Origin of the sequence: Leptospira bouyouniensis (genome assembly GCF_004769525.1) — a bacterium.
Lineage (GTDB): Bacteria > Spirochaetota > Leptospiria > Leptospirales > Leptospiraceae > Leptospira_A > Leptospira_A bouyouniensis.
On record NZ_RQFT01000003.1, the window covers coordinates 697,546 to 723,512 of the forward strand.

27 protein-coding genes are annotated in these 25,967 nt (G+C 37.7%); 10 read left to right on the forward strand and 17 right to left on the reverse strand.

Annotation, left to right across the window (positions count from 1 at the left end; translation table 11 throughout):
• Window positions 1-23: 23 nt before the first annotated feature.
• The 4 genes from EHQ43_RS04960 to EHQ43_RS04975 form a co-directional block, all read right to left on the reverse strand.
• Window positions 24-614: an LOG family protein gene (locus EHQ43_RS04960; protein ID WP_135753339.1), complete on the reverse strand. Its 591-nt coding sequence runs from the start codon at window positions 612-614 to the stop codon at window positions 24-26.
• 67 nt (window positions 615-681) lie between these two features.
• Complete coding sequence (locus tag EHQ43_RS04965) at window positions 682-1,491, reverse strand: DUF4846 domain-containing protein (RefSeq protein WP_135770270.1); 810 nt, start codon at window positions 1,489-1,491, stop codon at window positions 682-684.
• 44 nt (window positions 1,492-1,535) lie between these two features.
• Window positions 1,536-2,558 (reverse strand): zinc-dependent alcohol dehydrogenase, encoded by a 1,023-nt coding sequence (locus EHQ43_RS04970; protein WP_135770271.1) that lies wholly within the window; start codon window positions 2,556-2,558, stop codon window positions 1,536-1,538.
• A gap of 55 nt (window positions 2,559-2,613) precedes the next feature.
• Window positions 2,614-3,441 carry a hypothetical protein gene (locus tag EHQ43_RS04975; protein WP_135739843.1) on the reverse strand — a complete coding sequence of 276 codons (828 nt, stop codon included), beginning with the start codon at window positions 3,439-3,441 and terminating at the stop codon, window positions 2,614-2,616.
• Between the two features lie 86 nt (window positions 3,442-3,527).
• On the opposite strand from EHQ43_RS04975, the gene EHQ43_RS04980 reads away from it, so the two are divergent.
• Entirely contained in the window at window positions 3,528-5,168 is a 1,641-nt protein-coding gene (locus tag EHQ43_RS04980; protein ID WP_135739842.1) for an ankyrin repeat domain-containing protein, read from the forward strand.
• Here EHQ43_RS04980 and EHQ43_RS04985 read toward each other — a convergent pair.
• Both EHQ43_RS04985 and EHQ43_RS04990 read right to left on the reverse strand, forming a co-directional pair.
• The gene (locus EHQ43_RS04985) at window positions 5,165-5,590 is read right to left on the reverse strand and encodes an ABA4-like family protein (RefSeq protein ID WP_135770272.1); all 426 of its coding nucleotides are present in this window, start codon (window positions 5,588-5,590) and stop codon (window positions 5,165-5,167) included. The two genes, EHQ43_RS04980 and EHQ43_RS04985, sit on opposite strands and share 4 nt — an antisense overlap.
• Window positions 5,587-6,456 carry a hypothetical protein gene (locus EHQ43_RS04990; RefSeq protein WP_341867032.1) on the reverse strand — a complete coding sequence of 290 codons (870 nt, stop codon included), beginning with the start codon at window positions 6,454-6,456 and terminating at the stop codon, window positions 5,587-5,589. The genes EHQ43_RS04985 and EHQ43_RS04990 overlap by 4 nt, the downstream gene beginning before the upstream one ends.
• A gap of 117 nt (window positions 6,457-6,573) precedes the next feature.
• Here EHQ43_RS04990 and EHQ43_RS04995 point away from each other — a divergent pair, with 117 nt between their 5' ends.
• Window positions 6,574-7,296 (forward strand): TetR/AcrR family transcriptional regulator, encoded by a 723-nt coding sequence (locus tag EHQ43_RS04995; RefSeq protein WP_135753334.1) that lies wholly within the window; start codon window positions 6,574-6,576, stop codon window positions 7,294-7,296.
• Here the strand turns inward: EHQ43_RS04995 and EHQ43_RS05000 are convergent.
• The 3 genes from EHQ43_RS05000 to EHQ43_RS05010 are packed head-to-tail and all read right to left on the reverse strand — an operon-like array spanning window position 7,271 to window position 10,205.
• Window positions 7,271-7,855 (reverse strand): DUF6272 family protein, encoded by a 585-nt coding sequence (locus EHQ43_RS05000; protein WP_135739838.1) that lies wholly within the window; start codon window positions 7,853-7,855, stop codon window positions 7,271-7,273. The two genes, EHQ43_RS04995 and EHQ43_RS05000, sit on opposite strands and share 26 nt — an antisense overlap.
• A gap of 31 nt (window positions 7,856-7,886) precedes the next feature.
• Window positions 7,887-8,822, reverse strand: coding sequence for an adenylate/guanylate cyclase domain-containing protein (locus EHQ43_RS05005; RefSeq protein ID WP_135739837.1), 936 nt, complete (start codon window positions 8,820-8,822; stop codon window positions 7,887-7,889).
• A 9-nt stretch (window positions 8,823-8,831) separates the two neighbouring features.
• Entirely contained in the window at window positions 8,832-10,205 is a 1,374-nt protein-coding gene (locus EHQ43_RS05010) for a PP2C family protein-serine/threonine phosphatase (protein ID WP_244242641.1), read from the reverse strand.
• A 257-nt stretch (window positions 10,206-10,462) separates the two neighbouring features.
• Between EHQ43_RS05010 and EHQ43_RS05015 the strand changes: the two genes are divergently transcribed.
• Entirely contained in the window at window positions 10,463-11,638 is a 1,176-nt protein-coding gene (locus EHQ43_RS05015) for a GNAT family N-acetyltransferase (RefSeq protein WP_135770274.1), read from the forward strand.
• Between the two features lie 10 nt (window positions 11,639-11,648).
• Here EHQ43_RS05015 and EHQ43_RS05020 read toward each other — a convergent pair whose 3' ends face one another.
• From EHQ43_RS05020 to EHQ43_RS05040, 5 genes are all read right to left on the reverse strand, one after another.
• The gene (locus EHQ43_RS05020) at window positions 11,649-11,996 is read right to left on the reverse strand and encodes a slr1659 superfamily regulator (protein WP_135739834.1); all 348 of its coding nucleotides are present in this window, start codon (window positions 11,994-11,996) and stop codon (window positions 11,649-11,651) included.
• Window positions 11,997-12,009: 13 nt separating this feature from the next.
• Window positions 12,010-12,567 carry a slr1658 superfamily regulator gene (locus tag EHQ43_RS05025; protein ID WP_135739833.1) on the reverse strand — a complete coding sequence of 186 codons (558 nt, stop codon included), beginning with the start codon at window positions 12,565-12,567 and terminating at the stop codon, window positions 12,010-12,012.
• 12 nt (window positions 12,568-12,579) lie between these two features.
• Window positions 12,580-13,359 carry a class I SAM-dependent methyltransferase gene (locus EHQ43_RS05030; RefSeq protein ID WP_244242642.1) on the reverse strand — a complete coding sequence of 260 codons (780 nt, stop codon included), beginning with the start codon at window positions 13,357-13,359 and terminating at the stop codon, window positions 12,580-12,582.
• Window positions 13,360-13,495: 136 nt separating this feature from the next.
• Window positions 13,496-14,347: an LIC_13355 family lipoprotein gene (locus tag EHQ43_RS05035; RefSeq protein ID WP_135770275.1), complete on the reverse strand. Its 852-nt coding sequence runs from the start codon at window positions 14,345-14,347 to the stop codon at window positions 13,496-13,498.
• A gap of 39 nt (window positions 14,348-14,386) precedes the next feature.
• Window positions 14,387-15,016 carry a hypothetical protein gene (locus tag EHQ43_RS05040; RefSeq protein ID WP_135770276.1) on the reverse strand — a complete coding sequence of 210 codons (630 nt, stop codon included), beginning with the start codon at window positions 15,014-15,016 and terminating at the stop codon, window positions 14,387-14,389.
• A 462-nt stretch (window positions 15,017-15,478) separates the two neighbouring features.
• Here EHQ43_RS05040 and EHQ43_RS05045 point away from each other — a divergent pair, with 462 nt between their 5' ends.
• Entirely contained in the window at window positions 15,479-16,252 is a 774-nt protein-coding gene (locus tag EHQ43_RS05045; protein ID WP_135770277.1) for a lysophospholipid acyltransferase family protein, read from the forward strand.
• On the opposite strand, the gene EHQ43_RS05050 is transcribed toward EHQ43_RS05045, so the two are convergent.
• From EHQ43_RS05050 to EHQ43_RS05060, 3 genes are all read right to left on the reverse strand, one after another.
• Entirely contained in the window at window positions 16,249-16,872 is a 624-nt protein-coding gene (locus EHQ43_RS05050; protein ID WP_135739829.1) for a TetR/AcrR family transcriptional regulator, read from the reverse strand. The two genes, EHQ43_RS05045 and EHQ43_RS05050, sit on opposite strands and share 4 nt — an antisense overlap.
• Window positions 16,873-16,933: 61 nt before the next feature.
• Window positions 16,934-18,769 carry an alginate export family protein gene (locus tag EHQ43_RS05055; protein ID WP_135770278.1) on the reverse strand — a complete coding sequence of 612 codons (1,836 nt, stop codon included), beginning with the start codon at window positions 18,767-18,769 and terminating at the stop codon, window positions 16,934-16,936.
• Window positions 18,770-18,805: 36 nt separating this feature from the next.
• Window positions 18,806-19,792 carry a sodium-dependent bicarbonate transport family permease gene (locus EHQ43_RS05060; RefSeq protein ID WP_135739827.1) on the reverse strand — a complete coding sequence of 329 codons (987 nt, stop codon included), beginning with the start codon at window positions 19,790-19,792 and terminating at the stop codon, window positions 18,806-18,808.
• Between the two features lie 144 nt (window positions 19,793-19,936).
• On the opposite strand from EHQ43_RS05060, the gene EHQ43_RS05065 reads away from it, so the two are divergent.
• From EHQ43_RS05065 to EHQ43_RS05090, 6 genes are all read left to right on the forward strand, one after another.
• Window positions 19,937-21,508: a helix-turn-helix domain-containing protein gene (locus EHQ43_RS05065; protein ID WP_135770279.1), complete on the forward strand. Its 1,572-nt coding sequence runs from the start codon at window positions 19,937-19,939 to the stop codon at window positions 21,506-21,508.
• Window positions 21,509-21,531: 23 nt separating this feature from the next.
• Window positions 21,532-23,139 (forward strand): SulP family inorganic anion transporter, encoded by a 1,608-nt coding sequence (locus EHQ43_RS05070; RefSeq protein ID WP_135770280.1) that lies wholly within the window; start codon window positions 21,532-21,534, stop codon window positions 23,137-23,139.
• A 74-nt stretch (window positions 23,140-23,213) separates the two neighbouring features.
• Window positions 23,214-24,110: a TPM domain-containing protein gene (locus EHQ43_RS05075; RefSeq protein ID WP_244242643.1), complete on the forward strand. Its 897-nt coding sequence runs from the start codon at window positions 23,214-23,216 to the stop codon at window positions 24,108-24,110.
• A gap of 81 nt (window positions 24,111-24,191) precedes the next feature.
• Window positions 24,192-24,905 (forward strand): TolC family protein, encoded by a 714-nt coding sequence (locus EHQ43_RS05080; protein WP_244242644.1) that lies wholly within the window; start codon window positions 24,192-24,194, stop codon window positions 24,903-24,905.
• Window positions 24,862-25,305 (forward strand): ABC transporter permease, encoded by a 444-nt coding sequence (locus tag EHQ43_RS05085; RefSeq protein ID WP_244242645.1) that lies wholly within the window; start codon window positions 24,862-24,864, stop codon window positions 25,303-25,305. The genes EHQ43_RS05080 and EHQ43_RS05085 overlap by 44 nt, the downstream gene beginning before the upstream one ends.
• Complete coding sequence (locus tag EHQ43_RS05090; protein ID WP_135770281.1) at window positions 25,302-25,928, forward strand: TetR/AcrR family transcriptional regulator; 627 nt, start codon at window positions 25,302-25,304, stop codon at window positions 25,926-25,928. The genes EHQ43_RS05085 and EHQ43_RS05090 overlap by 4 nt, the downstream gene beginning before the upstream one ends.
• Window positions 25,929-25,967 lie beyond the last annotated feature (39 nt).

Genomic DNA, 25,967 nt, shown 5'->3' on the forward strand with positions numbered 1-25,967 from the left:
GTTTCCTTCCCGTTGAATCTTTATTATATGGACTCTTCCGACAACCATTTCTCCACTTTTGATGGAGAATAGTTTTGTACATGAGTGAGTAAGTCTTTCGTTTCTTTTAGGACAGTTACGAGATCTAAGTTTTCCTTTTTTAAAAAACCTGATTCTACCATGGTTTGGAACATTTGGACAAGTGAATCGTAAAACCCATTCCAATTCAATAATACGATGGGTTTGTTGTGGAGTCCCAGTTGTGACCAAGTTACCACTTCAAAAAATTCCTCCATCGTTCCAAACCCGCCAGGTAACACAACAAAGGCATCCGAACGTTCAAACATGATGCGTTTTCTTTCGTGCATGGAGTCCACTTGGATAAGCTCTGTGAGTCCTATGTGTTCAATTTCCTTTCTTTTGAGAAACGTAGGGATCACACCTATGACTTGGCCTTGGTTCTCCAAACATCCGTTTGCTACGGCTCCCATAAGTCCCACACTCGCACCGCCATAAACAATTCCAACAGAATGTTTTGCAAGTGTTTCACCCAATTGGTAAGCTTCTTTGAGAAAGGAAGGATTTAGTCCTGAAGAGGAACCACAGTAAATAGCAATCTTTTGTACGGAAACCATTAGGTGGACAGGATCGATTGCCTAATGGAATTGAAAAGTGAAAATGGAAAATGGGAAAACTTAGTGATTATTTTCGGAAACCATAAAAAGCATTTGAAGGGAATTCCCACTCGGGTGTTGGGAAAATTTGACCCTCAGGCAGAACAAACCAAGGAGAAATAGGAGTATCGTTTTTTAAGATATGCATTTCTTGGGAAGGCATATAACTCTGTGCTAATAAAAACACTGTGTTTCCATCCTTCGATTGGGCTTTGTCAACAACCATCACCACATGACCAGGAGAACCTGCCTCAATCCAAACATCTCCTGGTTCTAAATGTGTTAGCGATTTTTTCACAAGTTCGGATTTGAGAGAAATTGTTCCCGCATAACTGTAGATAAATTTTAGATATACTTCAAAAACGTCTCGATTGTTTCCTTTTTTGCCATTGCCTACCTTCCAGCTTGTTTTATTTCCTTTCACATCCACTCTATCACCTTTTGCAAACCGAAAGAAGGGAACTTCCATTCCATTGCTGATCGTAAATTGGATTTTTCCCCATTCCTTTCGCGAATATAAATACTCAGCACGGAGTTTCATCACCGCATCCGCACATTGGATGAGGTCAGATTTAAGTAAGGGAAAATCGAGAACAGCTAAATGGACTTGGTTTTGTTTTTTGGATCCATTGTACAAAAATACAGGGCTTCCTTTTGGTTTTAAGGGAAAGTTTTGGAGGTAGGTAGAAAAACTTTCTTTTGGGTAAATAACTCGCAGGTATCCGTTAGGTGGTAAAAAACGTTCTTGGATGGATTCTGAATCAAGGGGACAAATAAAAAAAAATAAGAAATAGAAACAAAGTCTTCGGCCCAATTGATACCAGAGCTTTGATTTCATTTTTGTTGCTTGTTGATTCACTTTACCCAATCCAAAATCATATTTCAACGTGTCACAACCAGTTTGATTGATTCTTCCAACCATGCTTCTTTTGCTTCCGCAAAGGGAACTGTTTTTGTAACAATTTTTTCGGGAGTGAAAATTCCCTTTTGGATTTCTGGATAAAGAGCTTTCATCGAATCGATTGATTCCACTCGGCCAATCTGGATTTCTGCTCCTTGGTTGTACATTTCTAAATACGGAATTTCCAAACGATTGGTCCAAAAGATAGAAGCAGAACTTAAGATAGCATTTTTTCCCATTGAACGAGTGGCAAATTCCCATCCTTCTTTTGTGGCTGATGCATCACAAACCAAATCATACTTCTCCGTTGGTTTGGGAAAATTAGAGACAAAGGTAACGGGGATACCAAGAGAAGTTGCTAAATCAACCCGTTCTCTATTTGTATCGACATACATAACTTCGGCTTTTTTTGTTTGGTGAAGGTAGAGAGCCGTGTAAAGTCCGATACTTCCAGCATTGCCACCAACTACCAAAGTTTTGGGATCTTTTTTTCTTTCTAAAAATCGACCTGCCAATTTCCAAACTTCCGAGATATTATCACTCAAACTTGCAATCCCAACAGGATTGAGTTTTGGGTCAAGTTCGAGTAACATTTGTTTTGCGTAAGGAACTTTGATGAGTTCTGAAATGGCACCACCAACCGCATGGGCACCAGGTGGCATTCCATAAGCAGAAGTATATGGAACTGTTTCACAAGAATTGGTATGTATGGACAAACAAGAAGGACATGTCCCACATGAAATTTGGAAGGGGATCGCAACCATTGATCCGATTTTAAATTTTCCTTCTAAATCTTCCGATATACCTTTGATATGACCAACAAACTCGTGTCCTACGGGAAACGGCGCACGAAAAAGAGTTTCTCCCCTTACGATGGGCAAATCCAAATCGCAACGAGCGATCGCAATAGGTTCTATTAGTGCTTGATTTTCACCTGTGATGGTTGGCGTTATTACCTCTTCCCATTCAAGGATTCCTTTTTTCCGAAAGACAAGTCGTAACATTTGACCCTCCGTATACCGATCGGTCTACAATTCGGTTCTTTTCATTTTTATGCAACTAAAATTGTTGGAACCAATTTGGCAAAGTTGGCATCGCCGATTCTTCCCAAGTCCAATCACCAAGGACAGTGACAATCGGAGATTGGGATTGAAGTGCTTTTGTCAAACCTCGAGTTAGGTCCTCTCTCACTGTAGGTCTATAAGGAGTTGTAAATTGGTTTTGAAAGGCCTCTTTTTCATGTTCCCAAGCATAAGAAAGAAAAAAGTCCATAAACTTCTCGTTAGATGATTCAAATTTTGATTTGAGATTTAGAAGATCAGGATGGTTTGTTTTTTTCATCGTCCGTTGTAATACGATTGAAATACCTCTTACACTTTTCGAAAAAAATGTTCCAGCACGGACTAAACGGCGTTTTGAAGGATTTTCAAACGCCCAAAGGTCCGCCTTGTACTTGGCAATTCCCATGGAACCATAAAACGCCAATGTATGACTAAGCCAATAAAACGCTGAATAGGCGACAGTGAGTTTTGGTTGGAACTTTTTTTCTAAATCCACCATTGGATCCAAACAAATTCCCAGAGTATCTTTTATCTGTTCGTTTGTACTTTCGGCAATGGGAAATCCAACTTCTCCGAGAGCTGGTGTGTATATGAGAGCTTGAATCTGATTGGATCTACCAAGTCTTTCCAAATCTTCTACAATGGAATTCGTAAGTCCAGGTTCCGCACGTTTTCCAAATAAAGTTAGGTCAGAATTCGACACAGGTTCATTTGTTGTAGTGGTAGAGATGATAAAAGAAGAGGGGTCAATGGATCTAATCGCGGTAATCGCACTTTGCCCCGCTTCCCCTGCACCACCGATGATTAAATATTGATTTTGTCCCATGAATCCCTACCTGAATGTTTTTAAGACTCTAATTTTCGATTGATCATGGTAAAGTCTCTTAGATTCTTAATCGGAACAAGCGAAATATGAAAACCATTTTATCCTGCTCCAATTGTCTTAGTGGTCATTCCATTTCCGCATCCAAACTGGAAGGCAAAAAAGGAAAGTACCGTTGTAAAAAATGTTCTATTTGGAATCATTTTGATTTCAGAAAAAAACAAACTGTGGATCAATCCGACTCACTTGTGTTATTCGACCTAAATTATTTAGGCCAAATTCCCAACCATACCTTACAAGGCCAAATTTTTGGCAGATATACTGCGAATTTTATTTCTGACTGGTCCAACGAAGAACTTGTATTTTTGAAAGATGAAGAAGGCAACGACAATGACGTTCGGATTTCTATTTCAGGGCTTCCTGAAATCGTTAGGTTAAAAAATTTTGCTTATGACATCACAACAGAATCACCTTCCAAAGCACTCAGTATCATTATCAATCATAATGTCAATACATCTCCTGTTCGATTGTCCTTAACTGTCGAAGATTACGACCATGTCTTGGTAAATGGAAAATTGTATTTAGCAATCTCTGATGAGTGGAATACATTTTTACATGGCAGTTTCACTGCGACCCATATTTATAAAATTGAGTATGATGAGTATGGTGTTGGCAATAAAGAACTACCAGATTTTATCACTAGTTACTTAGCTTCAAAAATTTATGCATTATCCGGAAATATTTTATCCTTACAAAAACATTTTCCACAGTTATCAGAAAAAGAAAAAGAAGAACTACTCAGTTTAGTGATGTACCATTGGCCAGAAAATCAAACTACAATTTCAGAAGTTCATTTCAAAGAAAGTAATATCCAAGCCAAATTCCAACTCACACAGCGAAAACTTAACGAAACCCTTATCTTCTTAATCTCCAACCAACTAAAACTTAATTCTGATCATTGGCATATCATCCACGATGTGGTATGTCATTCTGAAGTGGAACCAATGTTTATCCCACTTCTCAAAACCAAATTTCCTGAGGAATACCAACAAAACTTAGGGAATCATTTAGAGTCTAAAAACGAAGATAAAACCTTGGATTGGTTAGATGGTGATGATCTTTATTTACTCGATTCATTTGTTCGCACTGTTGGATCGCTCGACTTTATCATAAAAGATTCCATTCGAAATCCCCTCGGGTTTACTTTGTTACAAGAAGCTTTTGTACGTTCCAAATACAAATCATGTATGCGATTATTGGAACGAGGTGCCGACCCAAATATTTTGGATGCTAACGGTGAAACTGCTATATTTAAATTATGTCAAGACAACAAACTGCGTTTGCAAGAAAAAACCAATTTAATGGATGAATTAATCCGTCGTGGAGCCAAAGTTAATTTACAATCTGTCAATGGAATGTCTCCACTGCATTGGTGTTCAGTATTTGGTGAACCAAGTATGGCAAAACGACTCATCCAAGCAGGGATCGATATTCACATTGCCGATCAAAATGGTAGTACTGCCTTACATGAAGCTTGTAAATTTGGAAACTCTTCTGTCCTTGCTTTGTTATTGGAATCGGGTGCAAAAGCAAATGTAAAAACTTTGGATGAAAAAACAGGACGAGATCTGGCATTCGAAAATTTAGAAATTGCTGATTTGGAAGCAGATGAAGAGAAAAAGAACCGATACCAAAGGGTTCTTTCTCTCTTAGATGTGTATGGTGGTTAAAACCCAAATTTTTTTGTCTTTAATCCTTTTACGATTAAATATAACACAAGCCCAACTGGCCCATAATAAAATGTAAGTCCATGGATGGGAACTAACACCAATCTGTGGATACCATTTGTCTTTCCATCTTCTGCCTCCCAAGTACCCAAAAACAAATCAAACGAAAGGTAATGGACCCAACCTGCTAACAAAAATTCATCGTTCATAAATAATGATCGAACGGATTGTAAACTTGAAAAGTTTCCTTCTGCATTGCCGAAACCAAGCGAAAGGGAAATGAGATACAATCCTCCAAGGAAAAGACCAGATACAAGAACTCTGAGAAAGGGAATCACCTTGTTTTGGTTTGGTGAAAGGATGAGTACCATCCATGCGATCACAGCGACAATATTTGCAATGGAAAATATAGTTGAAGGATTCATACTATAACCTCAGGGAGTGAAATTTTTGGTTGTGAAAACAGTCGGATACTTAGTGAAAATAAAACTAAAAAAAACAAGGCATAACTCAATGTAAAGAAAGGGTGGTAAACAAAGATTGAAAATCCCATTAAAGTTTGCACTACCATCAGGATATTAGTAGATAGAAATAAAATTCCAAACATTCGGACGATATAACTTTGTTCTTTCGTTTCTTTTTTTGGCATTAAGAAAGCAGCTAATACAAAAAATACCTGCATTACATGCATTCCAAAAAAATGAGGCACACGCATATCACCAACAATAGTGCTCCATCCAAAAAAAGTAATGCCTTGTCCAGGTTCTCCTCCAAATGTATGACTTCCACTCGTTTGGAAAATCCCTTGTTTCATCATTTCCAGTTGTTCGGGTCTTGGAGTTGTCATCAAAAAACCAATGATCATACCAAACCCTGCAATGAAAAGACCCCATAGAAGACTTTCTCGTATTGGTTTTGTTATCTGCTTATGTTTAAAGATAGGAATTATGATAGCCAAATGGAAAAGCCAAAAGATAGAAATACTTGTTCCCATGATGGAAAACACAATTTGGTTCCAAGTATTTGAGACATTGAAATGGCTTGCTTCCCCTCGAGCGGCTTGGAATGTAATGAGGATGATTTCAATCAGGGAGGTAATCGTGAGTGCAATTTGTGTAAAACGATTAAACCGCCAATGAGTCAAAAACCGCTCCAAAATCCAGACGGTTGATAAGGAATAAATTCCCAAGGATAGTGTGAACTTAATTGGTTTGATCCAGAGATTCACACCCAAAAGGGTTCTTGTGTCTAGAAAAAGAAAGGGAATCATGGTTATCGTGAGTACGACCATCGCGATCCCATTCCAAAAAAGTGGTTGTCTTTTAAAGTCTGCGTATTTCATAATGTTGACAGCGTAAACAATTATGTATACTGTGTCAACATCAAAAGTATACATTGTAAACATTTTATGAAACCATCTAAAAAACAATCTGGTCCCAAAATTCCGGCATCTCCAAAAAAAACGTCAGACCAAACAACAAAACACCCATCTCGTAAACCCAGAGACCAGGAAGAATCCGCCAACTACCACCATGGGAATTTACGAGAAGAAGTTTTGGAACATTCTCGCAAAGTACTCGAGAAAACAGGGGTTTCTTCATTAAGCCTTCGAGACATTGCGGGAGATCTTGGTGTGAGCCATACAGCTCCCTACAGACATTTTCCCAAAAAAATGGATCTACTCCAAGCCTTAGTGGCCGAAGGTTTTCGAGAATTGGCAAGTGCTATGAAACTTGCTTGGGATCATTCAGAAGATCCACTGGCAAAAATCCGTAAAGCAGGTGAGGAATACATTTATTTATTACTCAATAATCCAAGAAGGACAGAATTGATGTTTGGTGGTGAAATTTATGTTTCAGGAGACAACCTCTCCGATGAATTGAGGGAATGTGGAAACGAAGCATACATGGGAATGTTTCGCATTGTAGAATATGGACAAAATCAATTGGTATTAAAAAAATCAGTGCCTACAGCAACTCTTATGATGAGTTTTTGGAGTGGAGTCCATGGATTTGCCGTACTGAATGAACGCAAATGGAAATCAATTCAATCTTCTGAAGAAGAAAAACTATCCTTCCAGAACGAGGTATCACAAATCTTAGAGATTATGATTGAAGGGACACGTCTGTAAAATAGATGATACGACTAGTGATGATCGTATCATCTCCTTCTGTTTCTAAAGTTACTTCCATCTCAACTGGGTAATCCTTTAAAACCATAATCAAACCAATTCCCGATCGGTTAGAGTTAGGATCATTGGATTCAATTTTTTGAAAGTATAATTTTTCCAAGTCACTGGCAGAGAAGATTTCTTTTAAACTTGCTTCGTAAAGAGATACATTTGACTCATTGGTTTTGTTTCTGACTAACATCTCAAAAGACTGTCCGCGGTGGATGAGTGAAATTTCGATATCTGCTTTTTTGTCATAGGAATATTTGGCAGCGTTTTCTAAAAGTTCGTTGAAGACTGTGGAGATTGAATTGACAATCTCTGAATTTTTCATGTCCATCGAATCGGATGGGACATTGGGCAAAAACGAAAACCCATAAAAGTATCCAATAAAATCTGATAAAATTCCAATACGACGCCAGTAACGCATCAAATCCAAGGGTTTCAAATGGATTTCAATAATAGATTCCGGCTTTTGTTCTGAAAAAGCAGTGTGTGTTAGATTTCCATATTTTCGCATATTCGTAGTTTAACTAAGAAATGTAGCGGAATTACTTCAATGCCGCAAGCGCTTTTTCTAATGCATTTTGCATTAATCGGCGTTCTTCGGGATTTGTGCTGAGTTTGTCGAAGTGGAGTGGTTTTAAAAGGAAACCTTCCCCATCAAATTTTACAAATGGATTTTCCTTTTTTTCACGATTGTCCTTCAGTCCAATCACTTGGAAAGTTTCGATAGGTGTATGGACTCCCTTAACAACGATCTCTCCTTTTGGGATTGTATCAATGAATTCGTCTATCAAGGATTTGGTTGCGTTTGAAATTAAAATTTCACCTGCAGTAGATGCATTTTCTAAACGGGAAGCAACATTTACTGGTCCACCGATGATAGTATAATCCATCCTTTCGTTTGTTCCAAAATTCCCAACAGTCACATAACCAGTGTTGATTCCAATACGGCAGGTTAAGTTGTGATTGATCCCTGACTTTCTCCAATATTCGTCTAACGCAGGCAAACTATCTCGCATTTCAATTGCCATTTTAACACAATTCAGTGCGTGTGCTTTGTCGTTTTCGAAACTAGGTGCACCAAAAAAAATCATGATGGCATCACCAATGAATTTGTCGATAGTACCACCATATTTAATCGCAATACTTGACATTACATCTAGGTATTTGTTGAGACAATCAGAAAGGATTTCGGGTTCAATGGAATCGGTAATCGTAGTAAAACCAACAATATCAGAGAAAAAAATTGTGAGTTTTCGGCGTTGGTGAGAGATAGACGTTTCTACTTCTGCCCCTGTGATCATCTCGTACAATTGAGGGGAGAGATAGCGGCGCATCCGATCCAAATACATTTGGATCTTTTTATTATTTTCAAGAAGTTCGTTTTCGATTTCGGTTGAGTGGTCAATGATGTTTTGGTAAAGGACTTCTAACTCTGCATATTTGGCACGTTCCTCTTCCAATACTTTTTCATTGTCCATAAATTGCCTCTAACCTCGTTTCCTCATAATCATAATGGTAATGTCATCATAAACATCCATCCCATCGATAAAGACATAGATGTCTTGGAAAATGGCTGCCAAAATTTCATCCGTTGTGGGTAGATCTGCATGTTTTTCCAAAGATTCAATCAATCGATGAGATCCAAATTGTTCTCGTTTTGGATTTTCTGCCTCTGTAGCACCATCTGTGTAAAGTAAGATGATGTCCTTGGGTTGTAAAGGAATGGGTTTTTCATGGATAAATTCATCGATGGATTCTGTGAGACCAACTAACATTCCGTTGTCGACAGTATCGATGATTTCTGTTTTTCTCGAAGCATGGCGGTACACCATAATGGTTTCATGTTGGCCAGCAGTTGTAAATACTCCATTTTTATAGGAAAACAGAGAGAGTGTTAGGTTCCGTATGTCATTCATCCTCACATGGATGTTGGAAAACAAAATTGAGTTGATGGACCGAAGGGATTCACGTAATGAAATTACCTTTGATCGTAATGTGGTGATGAAGGCAGATTGGGTCATGAGCATCACAACTCCTGATGCCAGTCCATGGTCTGTGACGTCTCCGATCCCGATGTACACGGTGCCATCTTCATGGTGTACAACATCATAATAGTCTCCACCCACTTCGTTGGCAGAGTCCATTCTTGCTGAAATTTCTAACTCATCGATTTGTTTTAATTCTTCATTGCGGGGAAGTACCATGGCTTGGATTTGCCTTGCTACGTCTAACTCCATTCCGAGGCGCATATTCTCTTCGAGGATGGCTTGTTTTTCTGTGTTAAAAATTAAGTCCGCTTGTTCTTGTGTGGTTCGGGATGTGTTCAGGATGGCGTAAAGAATCAAACCTCCGGTCACAACCATATAGAGTAAGATGAGAAAAATTCCCATCGGAACTGCACTGACAAGGAAGAAGGAACTATTTTCTTCTAAAAAGTTTGGTTTGAGAAACTGAGACAACTCCATGAGTTTTGAATTGAGGTCTGTCATCTCAGGATAAAAATAAATCGTGAGCGAAGCATATTCAATGAGGAGTACTGCCACAGCAAAGATGATGGTCTTAGTATTATTACGTATGGATGCGAGGGCGATGAGGATGAAAAAGACATAAATCATCGGTGCCGCATACACAAGGCTTGGGTTTTTTTGGGAATAAGCAGTATACCCTGTAACAAATGTAAGGAGAGTGATCTCTAAAAAAGAGGACGAGAATTTAAATATATTGAGATATTTTCCCGACTTCTTTAATGAATAGAGGACAACGAAGTTGTAACAAAGTAAAACTAAGATAGCTGAAATTTGGTAATAAAATTCTACAGGTGGACGGCCAGAGAGAAGCCCGAGAGTCGCAAAGATAACCAAAAATCCCAGGAAGAAGAATCGGAACTTAGTGGCGAAGGTTTCGGCCCTAAATTCCCCCTGGAAGGCAATCTCTTTAAGTTGTTTCTTGTAGTAGTCCGATAGGACGAAGCGATTTTCGTTGGAAGAGGATTGCGGCATAGAGTAACGGTTTCTTTCTTTATATTTCGTTTAATAGAATGCGGAAAATTAACTGATAACGTCATACATTTTGCATAAATTGCAAATGATTTTTCAAATTTTTAAGGAGGACGGCGAGTATGAGTCATATCAAAGTCCATTTGGCAACAACGGAAGAAGATCGTAATAAAATTTACCACCTCCGATACGATATCTATGTTCAAGAAATGAACAGGGTCCAAGAATACGCAGACCACCAAAACAAAATGATCAAGGAACCTTTTGATGAAACAGGCCACCTCTTCCTCGCAGAAACGGAAGAAGGTGAGATCATCGGTACTGTTCGGATCAACTTTCGCAAAGAAGGAAGTTTGGAATGCGAAGATCTTTATGAAATGGAACTTTTCCGGCCTTTTTACCCAGACAAAGTTTCCATGTCGACCAAACTAATGGTCAAAAGAGAATACCGCCACACTGCCGCAGCGAGTATGCTTTGTATGAAAATCTATGAGCATGCACGTGAAAATGGGATTGTCATCGATTTTATTGATACAAACCCACATTTGGTGCGTTTGTACAACCAAGTTGGGTATCGAATGTACAAAAAGAACATACACCACCCTGAATATGGGATTGTGATCCCAATGGTGTTTTTGTTAGACGACAATGAATATCTAAAACAAATCCATTCACCTTTTCTTCGTTTGGCGAAGCGTTACCCTGCCAGCACAGAACTAGCTCAACTTTTTGAGACCAATTTCCCTGATTACAAAGATATACGACCTCTTTTCTCTATGGAAGGGGATGATGTCTGGCAAAATATCGTTCACGACATGATGCTCCCTCCGAGCCAGTTCCTCTCGTTTCTCCGAGGGTTTACAGAGGAAGAATCCAAAAAACTTTTATCAATGCTTGATTTGATTGATTATGAAGATGGGGACGTTGTTTTCCACCAAAACCAAGAAAGCCAAGGTTTGTTTTGTGTTTTGGACGGGAGTGTGGAAGTGATTGTGAACCGGGAAGATGGGGTTCGTTCTACCATTTCCATTTTAAACCAAGGAGAGATCTTCGGGGAACTTGGTTTTGTTGCAAAGTCAAATCGGAATGCCGACATCATCGTACGAGACCATGCAAAATTACTGATCCTGACTCCCAATGAATTTCAGAAATTAGAAATCCAAAGTCCTACCTTAGCGATCAAATTACTTACCAATTTATTTGTGATCCTTGCGCAAAGGTTCAATGAAATGTCCCGCCGCATGCTCGAATTTAGAAGGTTGTACGAGATGGGCGGAGCTTCGAAAAGAGGAGAATAAGGAATGTGGTTTAGGAAATTTCCAAAACCACTTGGTCCCAAAGTTTTTTGAAATTGGATAGGGATTTTGACTGCCAAGAAACATTGAGAGATCCTTGGATTTTGATTTGGTAAGTTGCACTTTTTCTGGAATCAATAATGAACATGGAAAGGGTAGTGATCCCAGAACTGTTCACAAATTGTAATTCTCGAAAATCCATCGTGAGTTGTGCCCCTTGGCAAAGTTTCGCAACATCTCTTAAAAATAATTTGATAGGTTCATAAGCTGGTAAGTTCTGCAAGCGGATGGATCCAGTGAATTTGACAGTCTTAGTGGCTTCGTCGTATTGAATATTGTAATCTAAGTCTTTGATTTCCATGAAGCTTCGCCTATTATATCTCTTCTACGTTGATAATTGCTCTTACCGTGATTTCATGAGTATCGGCATCGATCTCACTGAAACTATAACCAAAACGAACAGGATAATCCTTTAACATCATAAGAAGTCCAAGACCAGACTTGGTATCACCATCTTCTTTGGTTTCAAGTGTAGAAAAATACATCTCCTCCACATTTTCTGATATAAGTTTGTTCACAAAAAGCTCAAAACTATCTCTTAAGGTTTTTGACGCCACATTTAAAACATCAATTCTTAAAAGATTTCCATATTGTTTTAATTCTACATTGATTCTGCCTTCTCTCGCTTTGGAGAATTTGGAGGCATTTTCTAATAGTTCATTGATAATGGTAGAAAGTGAATTGGCTTTGGTTTCACTTTCTTCGTAACAATACGAATAAAATCCAGCAACGAAATTGGCTGTAAGCCCACAACGACGCCAATAAGTGGTCATATCAATCGGTTGGAATACCAATCGTAATTGGCCATCCGCAGGCAAATTCTCTGGAATGATGTGGTATTCACCGATGACGATGGGTGCTTTCTGATTCAATTTTGCCTCCGTTTATTTTTGGTACAAATGTGTTTCTAATTTGATCGTGAATTTCACACGATTGGACATATACTCGGATTGTAACTTAGAATACAATTCTTGCATCCCATCTGGATGTCCCATAAAAGACATCATAGACCAACCAGTCATCATCCCCAAATGAATTTTTGGGTATTCGACAATCGGTTTATCATCATTTCCATCATTAGATGCGATGAAGTCTGTCCTATGTTTCAGCTGAAACCCCAAGGACTCCATAATTCCGGGAACTTTCTCCATGACAAAACGATCAGCCGGGTGGATGGTCGCATGTTTGGCCACCATATCGAGAAGAACCTGAGGCCCAGTAAATGATTTGTCATTCGGACAATGGATCAGTACCTTACCACCAGGTTTTAGCACTCGGTAGAATTCTTTTAAAGCTTTTTCTGGTTCTTTGATGTGGATGAGGACCATCGAATTAAAAATAAAATCAAAATGGTTGTCGGGGTAATCCAAGGCACGTACATCGGAGACCTTCCAGTCTACTTTTGGATAGACCAATTTACAGTATTGCACCATATCCTCGGAGATGTCACATGCCATCCATTTAAGATTGGGATTTTTTTTCATGAGAAAACTGGTGAGAACTCCCGGGCCTGCACCAGCATCCAGTGCCGTTCCTACTTCTTTTTCGTATTCGATGGAATCTAAGTATGGCTCGAGAAGGAGCTTTAGGAGGTTCGCCTGTGCCGATAACCTAGGCATTTCATCCTGGATGGATATTTTTTGTGTGTAAAGGTTTTCGCTCAAAGTGAATACGCCAGAGGAGTGGTTCTAAAAAAGAGAACTCTTTTTAAGAATTGGTCAACTGAAATACGAACCATTTTGAATTGTTTTTTCCGATTGGTTTCGATCCAGAAATCCATCTGACATAATGATTAAGGATTCATTGTAAATCTCGAGCCACAACTCCGTCGATATCACTTCCATTATAACTCCCTGGGGGCCATGGGAATTTATTAGTGCCGTCTGCATGGTTGGTTACATTGCTTGCTGAGGTGATTTTGATAAATTTAAAACCAGTGGCTTTGATATCATTGGCAGTAGTCGTGTCACAATTGACATCGTTCGGATCATTTGGATCTAAATCATCCAAATCAAACCCGTCACCACCACCAAGAAGGAAATTGCCACCTGTACTAATGAATAAATCCTCGTTTGACAATGGATTGGTGGTCATATTGTAGAATACTGGTCTAAGTCCACCAAACTTTTGCCAGTTGGCAATTAGGTTGATATTACCAGCCGTATAACTTGGATTAAAACCGCAATATTTGGAACCATCAAGTGATACTTGGATGACTGAAGGGTCCATTGCATATGTATTGGAATCCCCTGAAATCCGAAAACTATTGTCATAAACGATGAAGTCAATGGAGTCTGTCACATTTTTGACGGTTCGGCCACCCCAACTGAGTATCATACTGGCTCCAGATCCTGTGATTTCTAATGCATAAACATCTAAAGATCCAACAAGTTCCCCAGCACCACAAACTCCATTGATCGCTTTACTGGGATCTGAAAATCCAGATACATTCGCATTTGCACTTATGATTGTATTCGCTAATAAAATTTCAGACGGGAGAGTTGATTTGGGACAAACATTTGCATTGGCACTGGCTCCAAGGAGTGGGATGAGGGCTGCCAAGGCTTCGTCATTTGATGAGGCTGATGGTTTGCAAGAAAAGGTCCACAAACATGTAAGGAATGAAAGTATAAAGATTAGGTTTGATTTCATCACTGTTGTGGTTCCCTTTCCAAAGTACAAAATTTCTATTTAAAGTCCAGTCCAAGTTGAGTTTTCAGTTCTCGAAAGTGCACGGCTAAATGTAAACCCACCACATCCATTTGTGGCATAATTAGTTGGATTACTAGTCACAGCGCTATTCAAAACTTCCGCAGATGTTGCTTTACCAGAGACTGCTTCACAAAAATAGAAACATTTTGCGGATCCGAATTCACAACCGGAAGTGGTAACAGGTGTGTAATCAATTCTACCAAATGTGGAGTGGGCAAAGTTATTACCACCAGGAGTATTTTGGTAATACAAACGTCTTGTGGATTTATCGAAGGATAAAATTCGATAGGTAGTATCTCCACCGCCAAAGTAGTCACTATTCTTTTCAAATCCAGAAATGATACTCCCTGATCCATCAGCGTTCGTTGCAATAATGAGTCTTCCTGTAGGAGTACCTGTTAGTTGGCCACTTGCGTTATAACTGAAACCTGCATTCCATTGTCCGTTGTATTCAAGTAAAAAAGAAGTAGAGAGTGCACTTCCAGCAAGTAGACCTACAAGTAAATTTTGTTCTGAATCAGATTGTGGAACTTGTTTTTCCATTTGGCAAGCAGTTGATTGAAAGACCAGTCCGAGAAGGACAAATGATCGGATAAAAGTTTGTTTCATATTCGTTTCCTAAAGTTTCAATTTTAGGGAACTCCGGACCAACGGATGACAAAGAATGGTTGATCTGAAAAAAATTTCCAAAATCAAAAATCATCAATGTAAAACTTGTTTCGGGTGCCCCGATGCCTCCGGGGCCCCTATCCTCCAAATGGTGGTCATTCGGATTTTAGTGTGTAAAGTTCCATAACCGCGAGGATTACTTTACGGGGAAGATCTGGCTCACCAAACAGATGTTTGGATTACAGTTGCGGGTCAGCACAGGATTTCCACCTGTTTCCTCCCAGAAGGTATTTTCCAGATTTTTGCGATCACAGAGAATGTCAAATTCTTAAATTCAGTATTTTTCCTGAACATCTATGTACAAATTGAAACGAAAACGTATTGGAAATGTAGCGTAATTCTTTGATAAACTTTTGCAACCGAATTAGTTTTTGAGACACATACCAGTTAAGAGGAAAAGATATGTTTTATTATGTCGGAAGGTCTATTGGATTTGTATTGATGTGGATTGTGGTAAAACCCATGAGATTGAAATACGGAAACAAAAAAGTAGAAATTCAAAACGACTTCATTTTACGCCAGTTAAATGGCAAATCGATGATACTCATTTCGAATCATATCAAACCAAGAAATAAATTTTTAAAAATCATTACGATGCCATATGATGCGTTTGTGATACGTGGTGTACTTAAACGATACGGAATTTATACAACTGCTCTCACAAGTTATGATTCAGGTATGAGCAACAAAGGTAGAAAATCAAAATGGCTTCGTAGAAAAGAACAATTGGTAAAAGGAATTGTAAAATCAATCGACTTAATTCCACTCAATCGCAATGAATCTGATCCAGTGACAATTAAAGATTTTCAAAGACGGATCAAAAGAGGAAACTTGGGAATTGGGATTTTTCCGGAAGGATCTTGGTATCGGGGATTTCGAAAGTCTCGAAAATTATACCCAGGTATGGTAGTTTTGAGTAAACGTTATAACTTACCAATAGTACCTTTGTATTTGGATGCTTACAATTTAAACAAACCCATTCGATTGACTGTGGGAGAACCTGTTTGGCAAGTAAATGATACAACTGAAGTGATGGCTGTAATCAAAACAGAGTTCATTCGTCTCAACCAACTTTCTAAAAAACAAGTGATAATAAACAATGGATCCCATGTTGGATCTGAAGTGTTATTGGAAGATGATAATGAAGGAATGGAAGTCTCAACAAGCGTTAGTTAGGTTGTTTGCTTTTTAAGGAGTTTTTTGAAATAGGAAATCCCTTCTTCGATTGGATTTCCTGCCCCTTTTCTTTTTCGTAACATACCCGTCATATCCAAAACGATCACACCATACATCCAACTCCACATCAAACGGGCAATCGCTGGGTATTCATTTTTGGGATAAGGAATTTCTCCTGAATCAAAACCGATTCGAACGGTTTCCAAAAAAAATCGATAACTTTTAGGGAGTTGTGGGAATGCCTTTCTATGGACTCCTCCATAATCGGTCACAAACATCACTTTGTGAAGTTCACGGTTGTTACTTGCAAATTGAAAGTAAGCACGTGCTATGGCTGCCAATTGATCAAAGGCAGAACCAGTATCCACCTCTGAACTCGCTTTTTTTAACATGGAAAGTAACTCATCTTCTCCCGTACGAATCAAATCTTTGACAAGGTCAATTTGGCTTTCATAATAGGAGTAGGGGCTTGCCACGCTACATCCGAGGCGGTTGGCAATTTTACGCATAGAAAGACCTTCGAGTCCTTCTTCCTTCAAAATGAGAAGGGATACATCTCGGATTTCCTCACGAGAGAGGCTATTGCGTATCCTTCTTTGTTTATGATGAGCGTCCAACATGGATGAATTTCAGATTCTGCTTCCATCCTATGTAAATCCAGCGAAAAATCGAACAATTTTTCTAAAATGCAGCGTTGATTTGTGCGTATGCCATATATGCTTCTTTCGCTAATTGGTTTCGACCTTGCAAATAGTTTTGGCTCCATTCAAATGATTGAGTGGTGGTATTGTATTGGATTTTGCTGTTCCGATAATTTTTGACGGCATCACCAGCTTGCAGGTAACCTACTCCTAACCATAAGGAAACAAAATCATTGATTTGCCCATGCCATGTCAAATCCACTTCGGTATAAATTCTTTTTCCCAAGGCGTATGGCGACGAATACGAGTTATTGGAATAATTTTCAGTACTACCTTTGTCTGAAGAAACTGGGTAAGGATTTTTTTCTCCAATCGATGAAGTTGAATTTGGTGCCCCGCTGATGGCATACCAAGCATCTTGTTTTTCTGCTTTATCATTTTGGAAATATGTAATTTGGAATTCACCGTAGGATTCTGATGAATAACTTAAACTAACAGACTTCGATAATAAATTTTGTGCGTTGATATTTTCAGAAATACCAGCAACACTATTAAAATAAGGGATCACTCCAAATCTTGGATTGGCAAGAGTTTGGAAAGTGGAGAGAGATGCATCAGAACGATTTTTATCGCCAGATGCATATAACAGTTGGCCACCTAATCTAAGTTTTTTGAAGAATGTGTAACCAGTTTGGAAAACATGCATTTGACCTGTGTATTTTTCTCTTTCCGTTTTGAGATTATCCCATTCATTCGGAAGGAATTCTTTGAGATAAGGATCTTGGATCCTGCGTCCCGAAGTTCCTGATTGGAACGCAGATTCCCAAGTGGCATCCCAAGCTTTACCTTCTGGTAAAAAATTTCCTTTGGTCCTATTTGTGAGTCGAAAACCTGCAGTCACTAAATTTTGGTTTTGTTTACTGCGGTTTGTGGCAAGTGGATCATCTTGTGATGTTTCCGGAAGCCCTGTGATGGTGTTCGTTGGATTTTTTTTCCATTTTCTGACAACACCTATGCTATAAAGATCAAGAGTAACCCAATCAGGGATCGTAAAACTATTGTAAGTTCCAAGTAGAGTTGTGTCTGTTCCATTTGCGGAAGAATTGAGTTTTGGGTCATTTGCTGATGCGACACCATTTGGTCCACTTTGTGTCCAATATGGCCGAGCCATAAAAAAATGAATTTTGACAGTCTCATAATTGAACATCAGTCTAGCTCCGTCAAAAGACAGACCATTAACAGTCCAATTTCCACCACCGATCATCCTTTGGTCGCCATAGGACCAAATTTGGCGTCCTACTTGCAGTTTGGATTGGAGAGGTAGTTTGTTTAATAATACAAATGCTTCCCTAACGCTCGTTTGGTTTAATGAGACAGAGTTGGTTTGGTTTCTTGTATATAAATCTGGTGTATTATTGAAAAAATTTGCCCTAATATCTCCAGAAGAAGCAGGTGATTCTCCTCCCCAAACCCTTGCATCTTGAAATGTAACTTTTGCTTGGACATAGGGACTTGGATCAAAGAGAAAATATAAGGATGAAGTTTGTAGAGTTCTATCAATATAACCTTTGTCAGATGCATTGAAATCTAAATTATAACGAGATTCCTGTCTTGGCCGAAGATACAATCCAAAACGTAATACATCATTCAACCAAAACTGAGTTGCCGTTGCTGAGTGTTTAGAGAGAGAAGGTTCTACAAACATATGGCGATTGAATTCTGGATCCAGACCCTTTTCTTTCATAGGAGAAACATACGGTTTTGGTTCTACTGGTTTCTCTGGATTCGTATTTTCAATTCCCTCAGCTGACAATGTTGAAAACGAAATCAGGTAAACCAGGTTCACAAAGAGATAGATTTGTTTGATCTTGAACATTCCTTACTTCTCCTATACCGATCAGGTGGTTTGAGATTAATTGTTACCGATAAAGCTCTTTAAAAAATAAAAATAAACAGGAATTCCAATAATGATATTGATTGGGAATACAATGGATAAAGCTACTGTTAGATAAATACTTGGATTTGCTTCAGGGATGGAATCTTTCATTGCCGCAGGGACCGCAATGTAAGATGCAGATGCACAAAGTACAACAAACATTAACGCATCTCCAATAGGCATTTGGATGATTTTTGTCAAAAAGATAGAGATGATTACGTTAATGAACATGATGATAAGAGTAGATCCCACCAAAAAGAATCCGACTTTTTTTAACTCACGCATTTGTTTGGCTGCATCAATTCCTTTGTCTAATAAAAAGAATGTGAGTAAACCTTTGAAGATATCTTCAGTGAAAGGTTTTGTTGTGTTCCATCCAGACTCACCAGATAAATAACCAACAATCAGGGCACCAATTAAGATATAAACGGAAGAACTAAAAAAGGCTTCGTGTAATAATTGTTTCCATTGAATTTTTTCTTTAGGATTTCCATTTTGTTTCTTTTTACCCAAACGGTCTATGATCACTGCAATGACAATCGCTGGTGATTCCATAAGTGCCATACCTGCTACAATGAAACCTTGGTATTCAAATCCATAACTATGCAAAAATGCACCAGCGGTAACAAATGTCACGGCACTGATGGATCCAAAACTGCCGGCGAGGGCTGCTGAGTTCGCATGATCCAATTTAAATCGAAAGATAAAGTAGGAATACACCGGTACAAAACATGCCATAAACATACATGCGATGAGAGTGAGTAGGTGTTCTTCGGCAAATGGTGATTTAAATAATTCATGTCCTCCTTTAAAACCAATAGAAAATAATAAATACAAAGAAAGGAATTTTGAGACACCTTCAGTGATTCGTAAATCTGATTTAAAGAATACGACACCCATTCCTAAGAAAAAAAATAAAACGGGTGGGTTGAGAATGTTGTTCAGTGCATTATGGAAATCCATTTTTATCCCTCTTTGTTGTCATGATTTTAGACATTCATTTTGTCCAAAATCATAATTTTGGACAAAAAAATACGTTCGAAACGATTTTCGAGGACCTTGAATTCGCTTCCTTGCGGAAGATTCCTTTCCAAATTGGTGTAATCCATGCGCACGATCCACCGGGTTTTCCTAGCTTTGGCACTCCTTTTGCTTCCGGAAGGTTGTCTTTGGAAACCAGAGGCGTTTTACGGGCGAAATATCAGTATGGATGTGGAATTTTTGGCACCATTGAAAGGTTCTGTCCCGAGCAATTGTGACCATTCTTCGATTCAAAAACTAAAACAATACCACTGGATTCAAAACAGGAGTGAGGATTCACTCCGGAGTAAATGGGAACCGCAAGGCCAGTGGCTGCATTTTACAATCAAAAACCAATTGGACTTCCCTTCCGACTTTAGTGTCCTGATCCAGTGGATCAATATCCCATCAGCGGAGATGTGTTCTGAAAATCAAAAAGGAGAGATCATTGATTCTTACAGCGGTTATGTTTGGGAAAATTGGTTAGGTGTATTATCTCCATTTCCACATTTTAATGTTTCATTAGAACCAGGGGAATCTAGAGACTTTTACATTTATATTGTTGCAAACGAAAATTTAAACTTTCCCATTCGGACGATTTCGAATTCAAGTTATCGATTTGTTGTTTTATTCCGATTTTTGACATTACTGTTTTTTTTAATGGTTGGATTTGTATCTGCAGGTTGGGCCATTTCTGAATTTATTAAATCAAAAGAATTCGTTTATTTATCAATACTCTTCCATTTCCTTTTGTTTTTTCTGTTAGTATATTCCGTTCATGGGAAGGAGCTGGCTTCTCTTTTTGATAACGAAAACAATATTATTAAACACTCTTACTATTTATTTCTATCAATTAATCATTTTGTATTCTTTTTATATCTATTTAATTTTGTAAAATTTACAAATGAAACACTAACTTATCCAAAATTATTTTGGGCTTCTGCATGTTCTGGATTTTTATACCTATTCATCCCACTTATGCCAAGAGTTTACGAATATCGAATTTTTTTGGTATTAGTGATCTTTGGATCAGCTGCGTTTTTTTTACGGAATACACATGGAATACTATTCTCAAATAAAAATGATGAAGAAAGAAGTTATTTTTTTAGTTGGTCTTTGTTTTTGTTTTTGGTTTTTTTAAAGACATTATTCCATTTTGATTTTTATCCTTACCAACCTTTTTTCATATATGCTTCTGTATTCTATCTTCCGTTTTTAACTGTAGGTAGCTTTTTGTTTTTGCGAAATTACGAAAAAAGAGACAAAACAAAAACTAGATTTCGAACGATTACAAATAAAATTGATACACAAGAATTCAGAATTAAATTAGAATCATTATTGGAATCAGAAAAAATTTACTTAAATGAAAATTGTAATGAGGAATTGATTGCGCAAAAACTTGGCGTAACCTATCACCAGTTAAGTGAAATTATAAACGTAGAATACAATTTTAATTTTCCGACTCTTTTAAACTTGTACAGAATCAAAGAAGCAAAACGTATCTTACTTGAAAAACCTGAATTAAACGTGGCAGAAGTAGGAAAAATGGCGGGATTTGGCTCGAGGTCCGCATTTTATTTAGAATTCAAAAAACAATCTGGAGTGAATCCAAATCATTTCAGAAAATCAACGTCTCATCCTAAAGATAAAAACAAATAAAAAAAATAGAGAGGAAATTTCCTATGAACAATGAAAAACCAAAAGATTGGTTACCTGGTTTAAAAGAAAACTGGCGGTCGGACATTTTGTCCGGATTTATTGTCTTTCTCATTGCATTGCCACTTTGTCTAGGAATTTCCTTGGCATCTGGTGCTCCACCGATGGCAGGAATTTTTTCTGGGATTGTTGGCGGACTTATTGTCTCCCTTTTGAGTGGATCTCATTTGACGATTAATGGTCCGGCTGCTGGGTTAATTGCAGTTGTTTTGAATTCAATATTTGTTTTAGGTGGAGGCGATGCAAAGTTAGGTTTTGAACTCACACTTGCAGCAATCGTTATTGCAGGAGCCATTCAAATTTTATTGGGTTTAGTGAAGGCAGGGAATCTTACCGTTTATTTTCCAATTTCCGTGGTTCATGGAATGATGGCGGCAATTGGTATCATTATCATATCCAAACAGTTTTATGTAGCGCTAGGAATCACTCCAAATGCAAAATCGATATTGGGATTATTACTTGAGATTCCTGGAAGTATCGTGAATGTAAATCCAGAAGTTGCTATCATTGGAATTTCTGCAATTGTTATCATTGCTTTACTTACTAAAATAAAACAACCTTTATTAAAAAAATTACCTGCACCATTAGTTGCGGTGATTGTCGGTATAGTTTTGGGTTTTGTTTTTGATTTAGCAGATGAACATTCTTATACTTTATTGAATCATACTTACAAAATAGGTCCTGAGAAATTGGTGAATTTACCAAACCATGTTTATGAAGGACTTACGTTCCCTAATTTTTCTAGATGGAAAGATGGAATTTTTTGGGTGATGGTGATCACAATTGCCCTGATTGCTAGTATTGAATCTTTACTCACTGCAACTGCCGTAGATAATACGGATCCATATAGAAGGAAGTCAAATATGGATCGGGAACTTGTCGCTAAAGGAGTTGGAAATTTTTTCCTTGGATGGATTGGTGGTTTGCCAATCATCGCAGAAGTTGTAAGGTCATCAGCTAACATGGAGAATGGTGCAAAAACTCGATGGTCCAATTTTTTTCATGGAATGTTTTTGTTATTGTTTATCATTTTATTGCCTGGTCTCATCCACAGAATTCCATTGGCATCACTTGCAGGTATTTTGATTATGGTTGGCCTACGTTTAGCATCCCCGCATGTCTTCCAGGAAACGTATAAAAAAGGATGGGATCAGATTGTTATTTTTTTAGTAACTGTGATTATCACCATTGTCGAAGATTTGTTGGTTGGTGTGTTTTGTGGGATCATCACTGCAATCTTAATCCAAATGTATTTTGGTGTAAAGTTTCGTTATATTTTTGTAGCTGATATCAAAAAAGAATCTAATAACAAAATTCACACATTGTATGTTAAACATGCGCTTCTTTTTTCAAATATGATTTCATTGAAGTTATTATTTCGCAAAATTTCACCAGGTGAAAGAATCGATGTAAAATTTGATGAAAATGTGAAGATGATTGGTTTTTCAGCAATTGAGTTTCTGCAAAGTTTTAAACGTGATTATGAAGAACGTGGTGGGCAGGTTAATTTGATTGGGTTTGAAGATTTAAAACCGATCTCTGCATATTATGGTGCCACACGGATTCAAAAGTAAGAAAAAATTCTTGTAACTATCTTTTCTAAAACCAATATTCTTCTATGCAAAGGATATTGGTTTGTTTTCTTTTCTTGTTTCCTATCTTCCTAATTTCCAAAGACGTTCCCAAATTAAATGCTAGAGTTACAGATGAAACATGGACTCTCCATTCCGATTTTATCGCTGCTTTAGAAAAACAACTTAAAGACCACGAAAAGAAAACTTCCAATCAAATTGCTGTATATATCATACCATCTTTAGAAGGGGAAAATCTTGAAGAGTTTTCCATAAGGGTAGCCGAAACTTGGAAATTGGGCCAAAAAGGTAAAGACAATGGAGTATTGTTGCTTGTTGCGATAGAAGATAGAAAAATTAGAATCGAAGTTGGTTATGGATTAGAAGGTGCTTTAACGGATATTATGTGCCGGTATATCATCGAAAATGAAATAAAACCATATTTTAAAAAAGGAGAATATGACGTAGGGATTCAAAACGGAGTCAAAATCATAATGAAAACCATTGAAGGTGAGTATCAAATGCCCGAACCAAAAGATTATTCACATTTAGGTCCACTTTCTTTTTTAGGAGAACTTTCCCCTGCTAGTGAAGAGATGCCAATCGTATTGCGAATCTTTTTATCTTTTTTTATTCTATTTGTATTGGGTATCTTTACCTATTTTGCAGCAAACGCACCTTATATTGGTTGGTTTGTGTATTTCTTTTTGTTTCCTTTTTGGAGTTTATTTCCTACTGCCATTCATGGAGCCAATGTTGGCGCAACAGTCTTTTTGACATATGCAATAGGAATAGGTATTTATAAACTCTATCATCTTTTAACACCTCACGGTAGGAAAAGAATGCGTAATAGTAGTTTTAAAACCACGTCTGGAAGTGGTCGTAGCGGTGGTTGGTCTAGTAGTGGAAGTTCAGGTGGATTTCGCGGGGGTGGAGGGAGTTTTGGTGGAGGTGGAAGTTCGGGGAGTTGGTGATTCGAAATAGGAATTCCAATTGTTTTATTAAACTTTCTAAGATCTGGGAACTTTTTTAGAATAAACCAGGTTTATTATATAGTGAAATATAGAAATATTTTTTCGTTAATAGGATTTGTATTGAGTCTTGTGCTCACAGCTGAGACAACAAAACCGATACAACTGAAAGATTTATGGCAAAAAGTAATTCAGTATAATCCTGAATACTTATCTCTAAAAGCTGACTACGAAAAAGCATTCTACGAAAATGAAAAAAGTTATGCAGGTTATTTGCCAACTGTCAATGTCCTTGCATCAGCACGCCAATCATCATCCAATTTTAGCGGTTCCGGTACGGTGAATGATCCATTGATTAGTGGTGGAGCAAGTGGTAACAATTCTCAAAACCAACAATCGAATACAGGAGAGTCTCGGCCCACAGCAGTAAATCGATATTCAGTTGGACTTAGCACAAATCAAAATTTATTTTCAGGATTTCGAGACAAAAGTGGAATTGAAAAAACAGAAGCTTTATTGCAGGCAGCAAAACAAACTTTAAATGATTCTAGATTAAAAATTTGTTTTGAATTAAAATCTGCATATTCTCAAGCATTATATGCCAAAGAACTCCATCAGCTTTCGCTTAAAATCAAAGACCGAAGAAGTAAAAATCGTGACTTGGTCAAACTACGAAATGAAGTAGGACAAGAACACAAAGGTAGTTATTTGTTAAGTGAATCTTTTGTTAAACAATCTGAATATGAAGTTTCATTTGCAGAAAGACTTTTCCAAACCAATTGGAGAGATCACAACTGAAGAAACAAATCAAACCATGTCTACTTTACTTATTGCACTTGCGACTGTTTCACTTCTTGTGGGCGGAATTGGAATCATGAATATAATGTTAGTGTCTGTAAAAGAAAAAACAAAGGAAATCGGTTTATGCAAAGCTTTGGGTGCAAGAGAATCTGATTTCAGAATCCAATTTTTAATCGAATCTACTCTTACAAGTCTTACGAGTGGAATTGTAGGTTTGCTATTTGGAATTTTGGCTGAGTTATTTTTTCAAGAAAACTTTGGATGGACTATTGTTTTATCCTTTCCTTCGATTGGATTTGCATTTTTATTCTCCATATCGATTGGAATTCTTTTTGGATGGTGGCCTTCAGAATATGCCGCTAAATTAAGTCCTATTGTAGCCCTACGATCAGAATGAACACTAAAATCAATCCTAGAAAAGTTCCACAACAGAAGCGGTCCAAAGAAAGATATCAAAAAATTGTTGATACCGCAATTGAGTTGTTAGGTGAAGTAGGTTATGATGATCTAACAACAGATTTAATTGCAGAAAAAAGTGGGATCTCTGTAGGTTCTATTTACCAATTTTTCCCAAATAAAGAATCCATCATTTATTCACATGCCGAAGCAAGTTATTTGATTATGCATGACCTCTTTTTTGAAAAGGTGACGAAAGAATTAAAAAAAACAAAAAAATTCACACCTGAATTTGTTGATTTTACATTAATTGCATTTGAACAAACGTTAAGCGAAGTCAAAGGTTATCGATTAATCAATTCAATTTTGTACACAAACGAAGCTTTATTGGATTTAGACATTCAAAGTAATGAACGATTTGCAAGGTCATTGGCTGAAAAAGTAATTTTGGCAATGTTTCCGAAAGTGAACAAAAAACGTGCTTTTTACATTTCACTTATGATCGTTGAATCAGTCGATTCCGTAACCAGAATCGTCGATCGGTCTCAAAAAAACTCAGTGAAAAAACAGGTTTTGGCAGAATTACGCACATTACTTCTGGTATATTTTTCCAGTTTTCAATGATTTAACATTGACAAAGTTTTAACACAATTCTAAAATTTT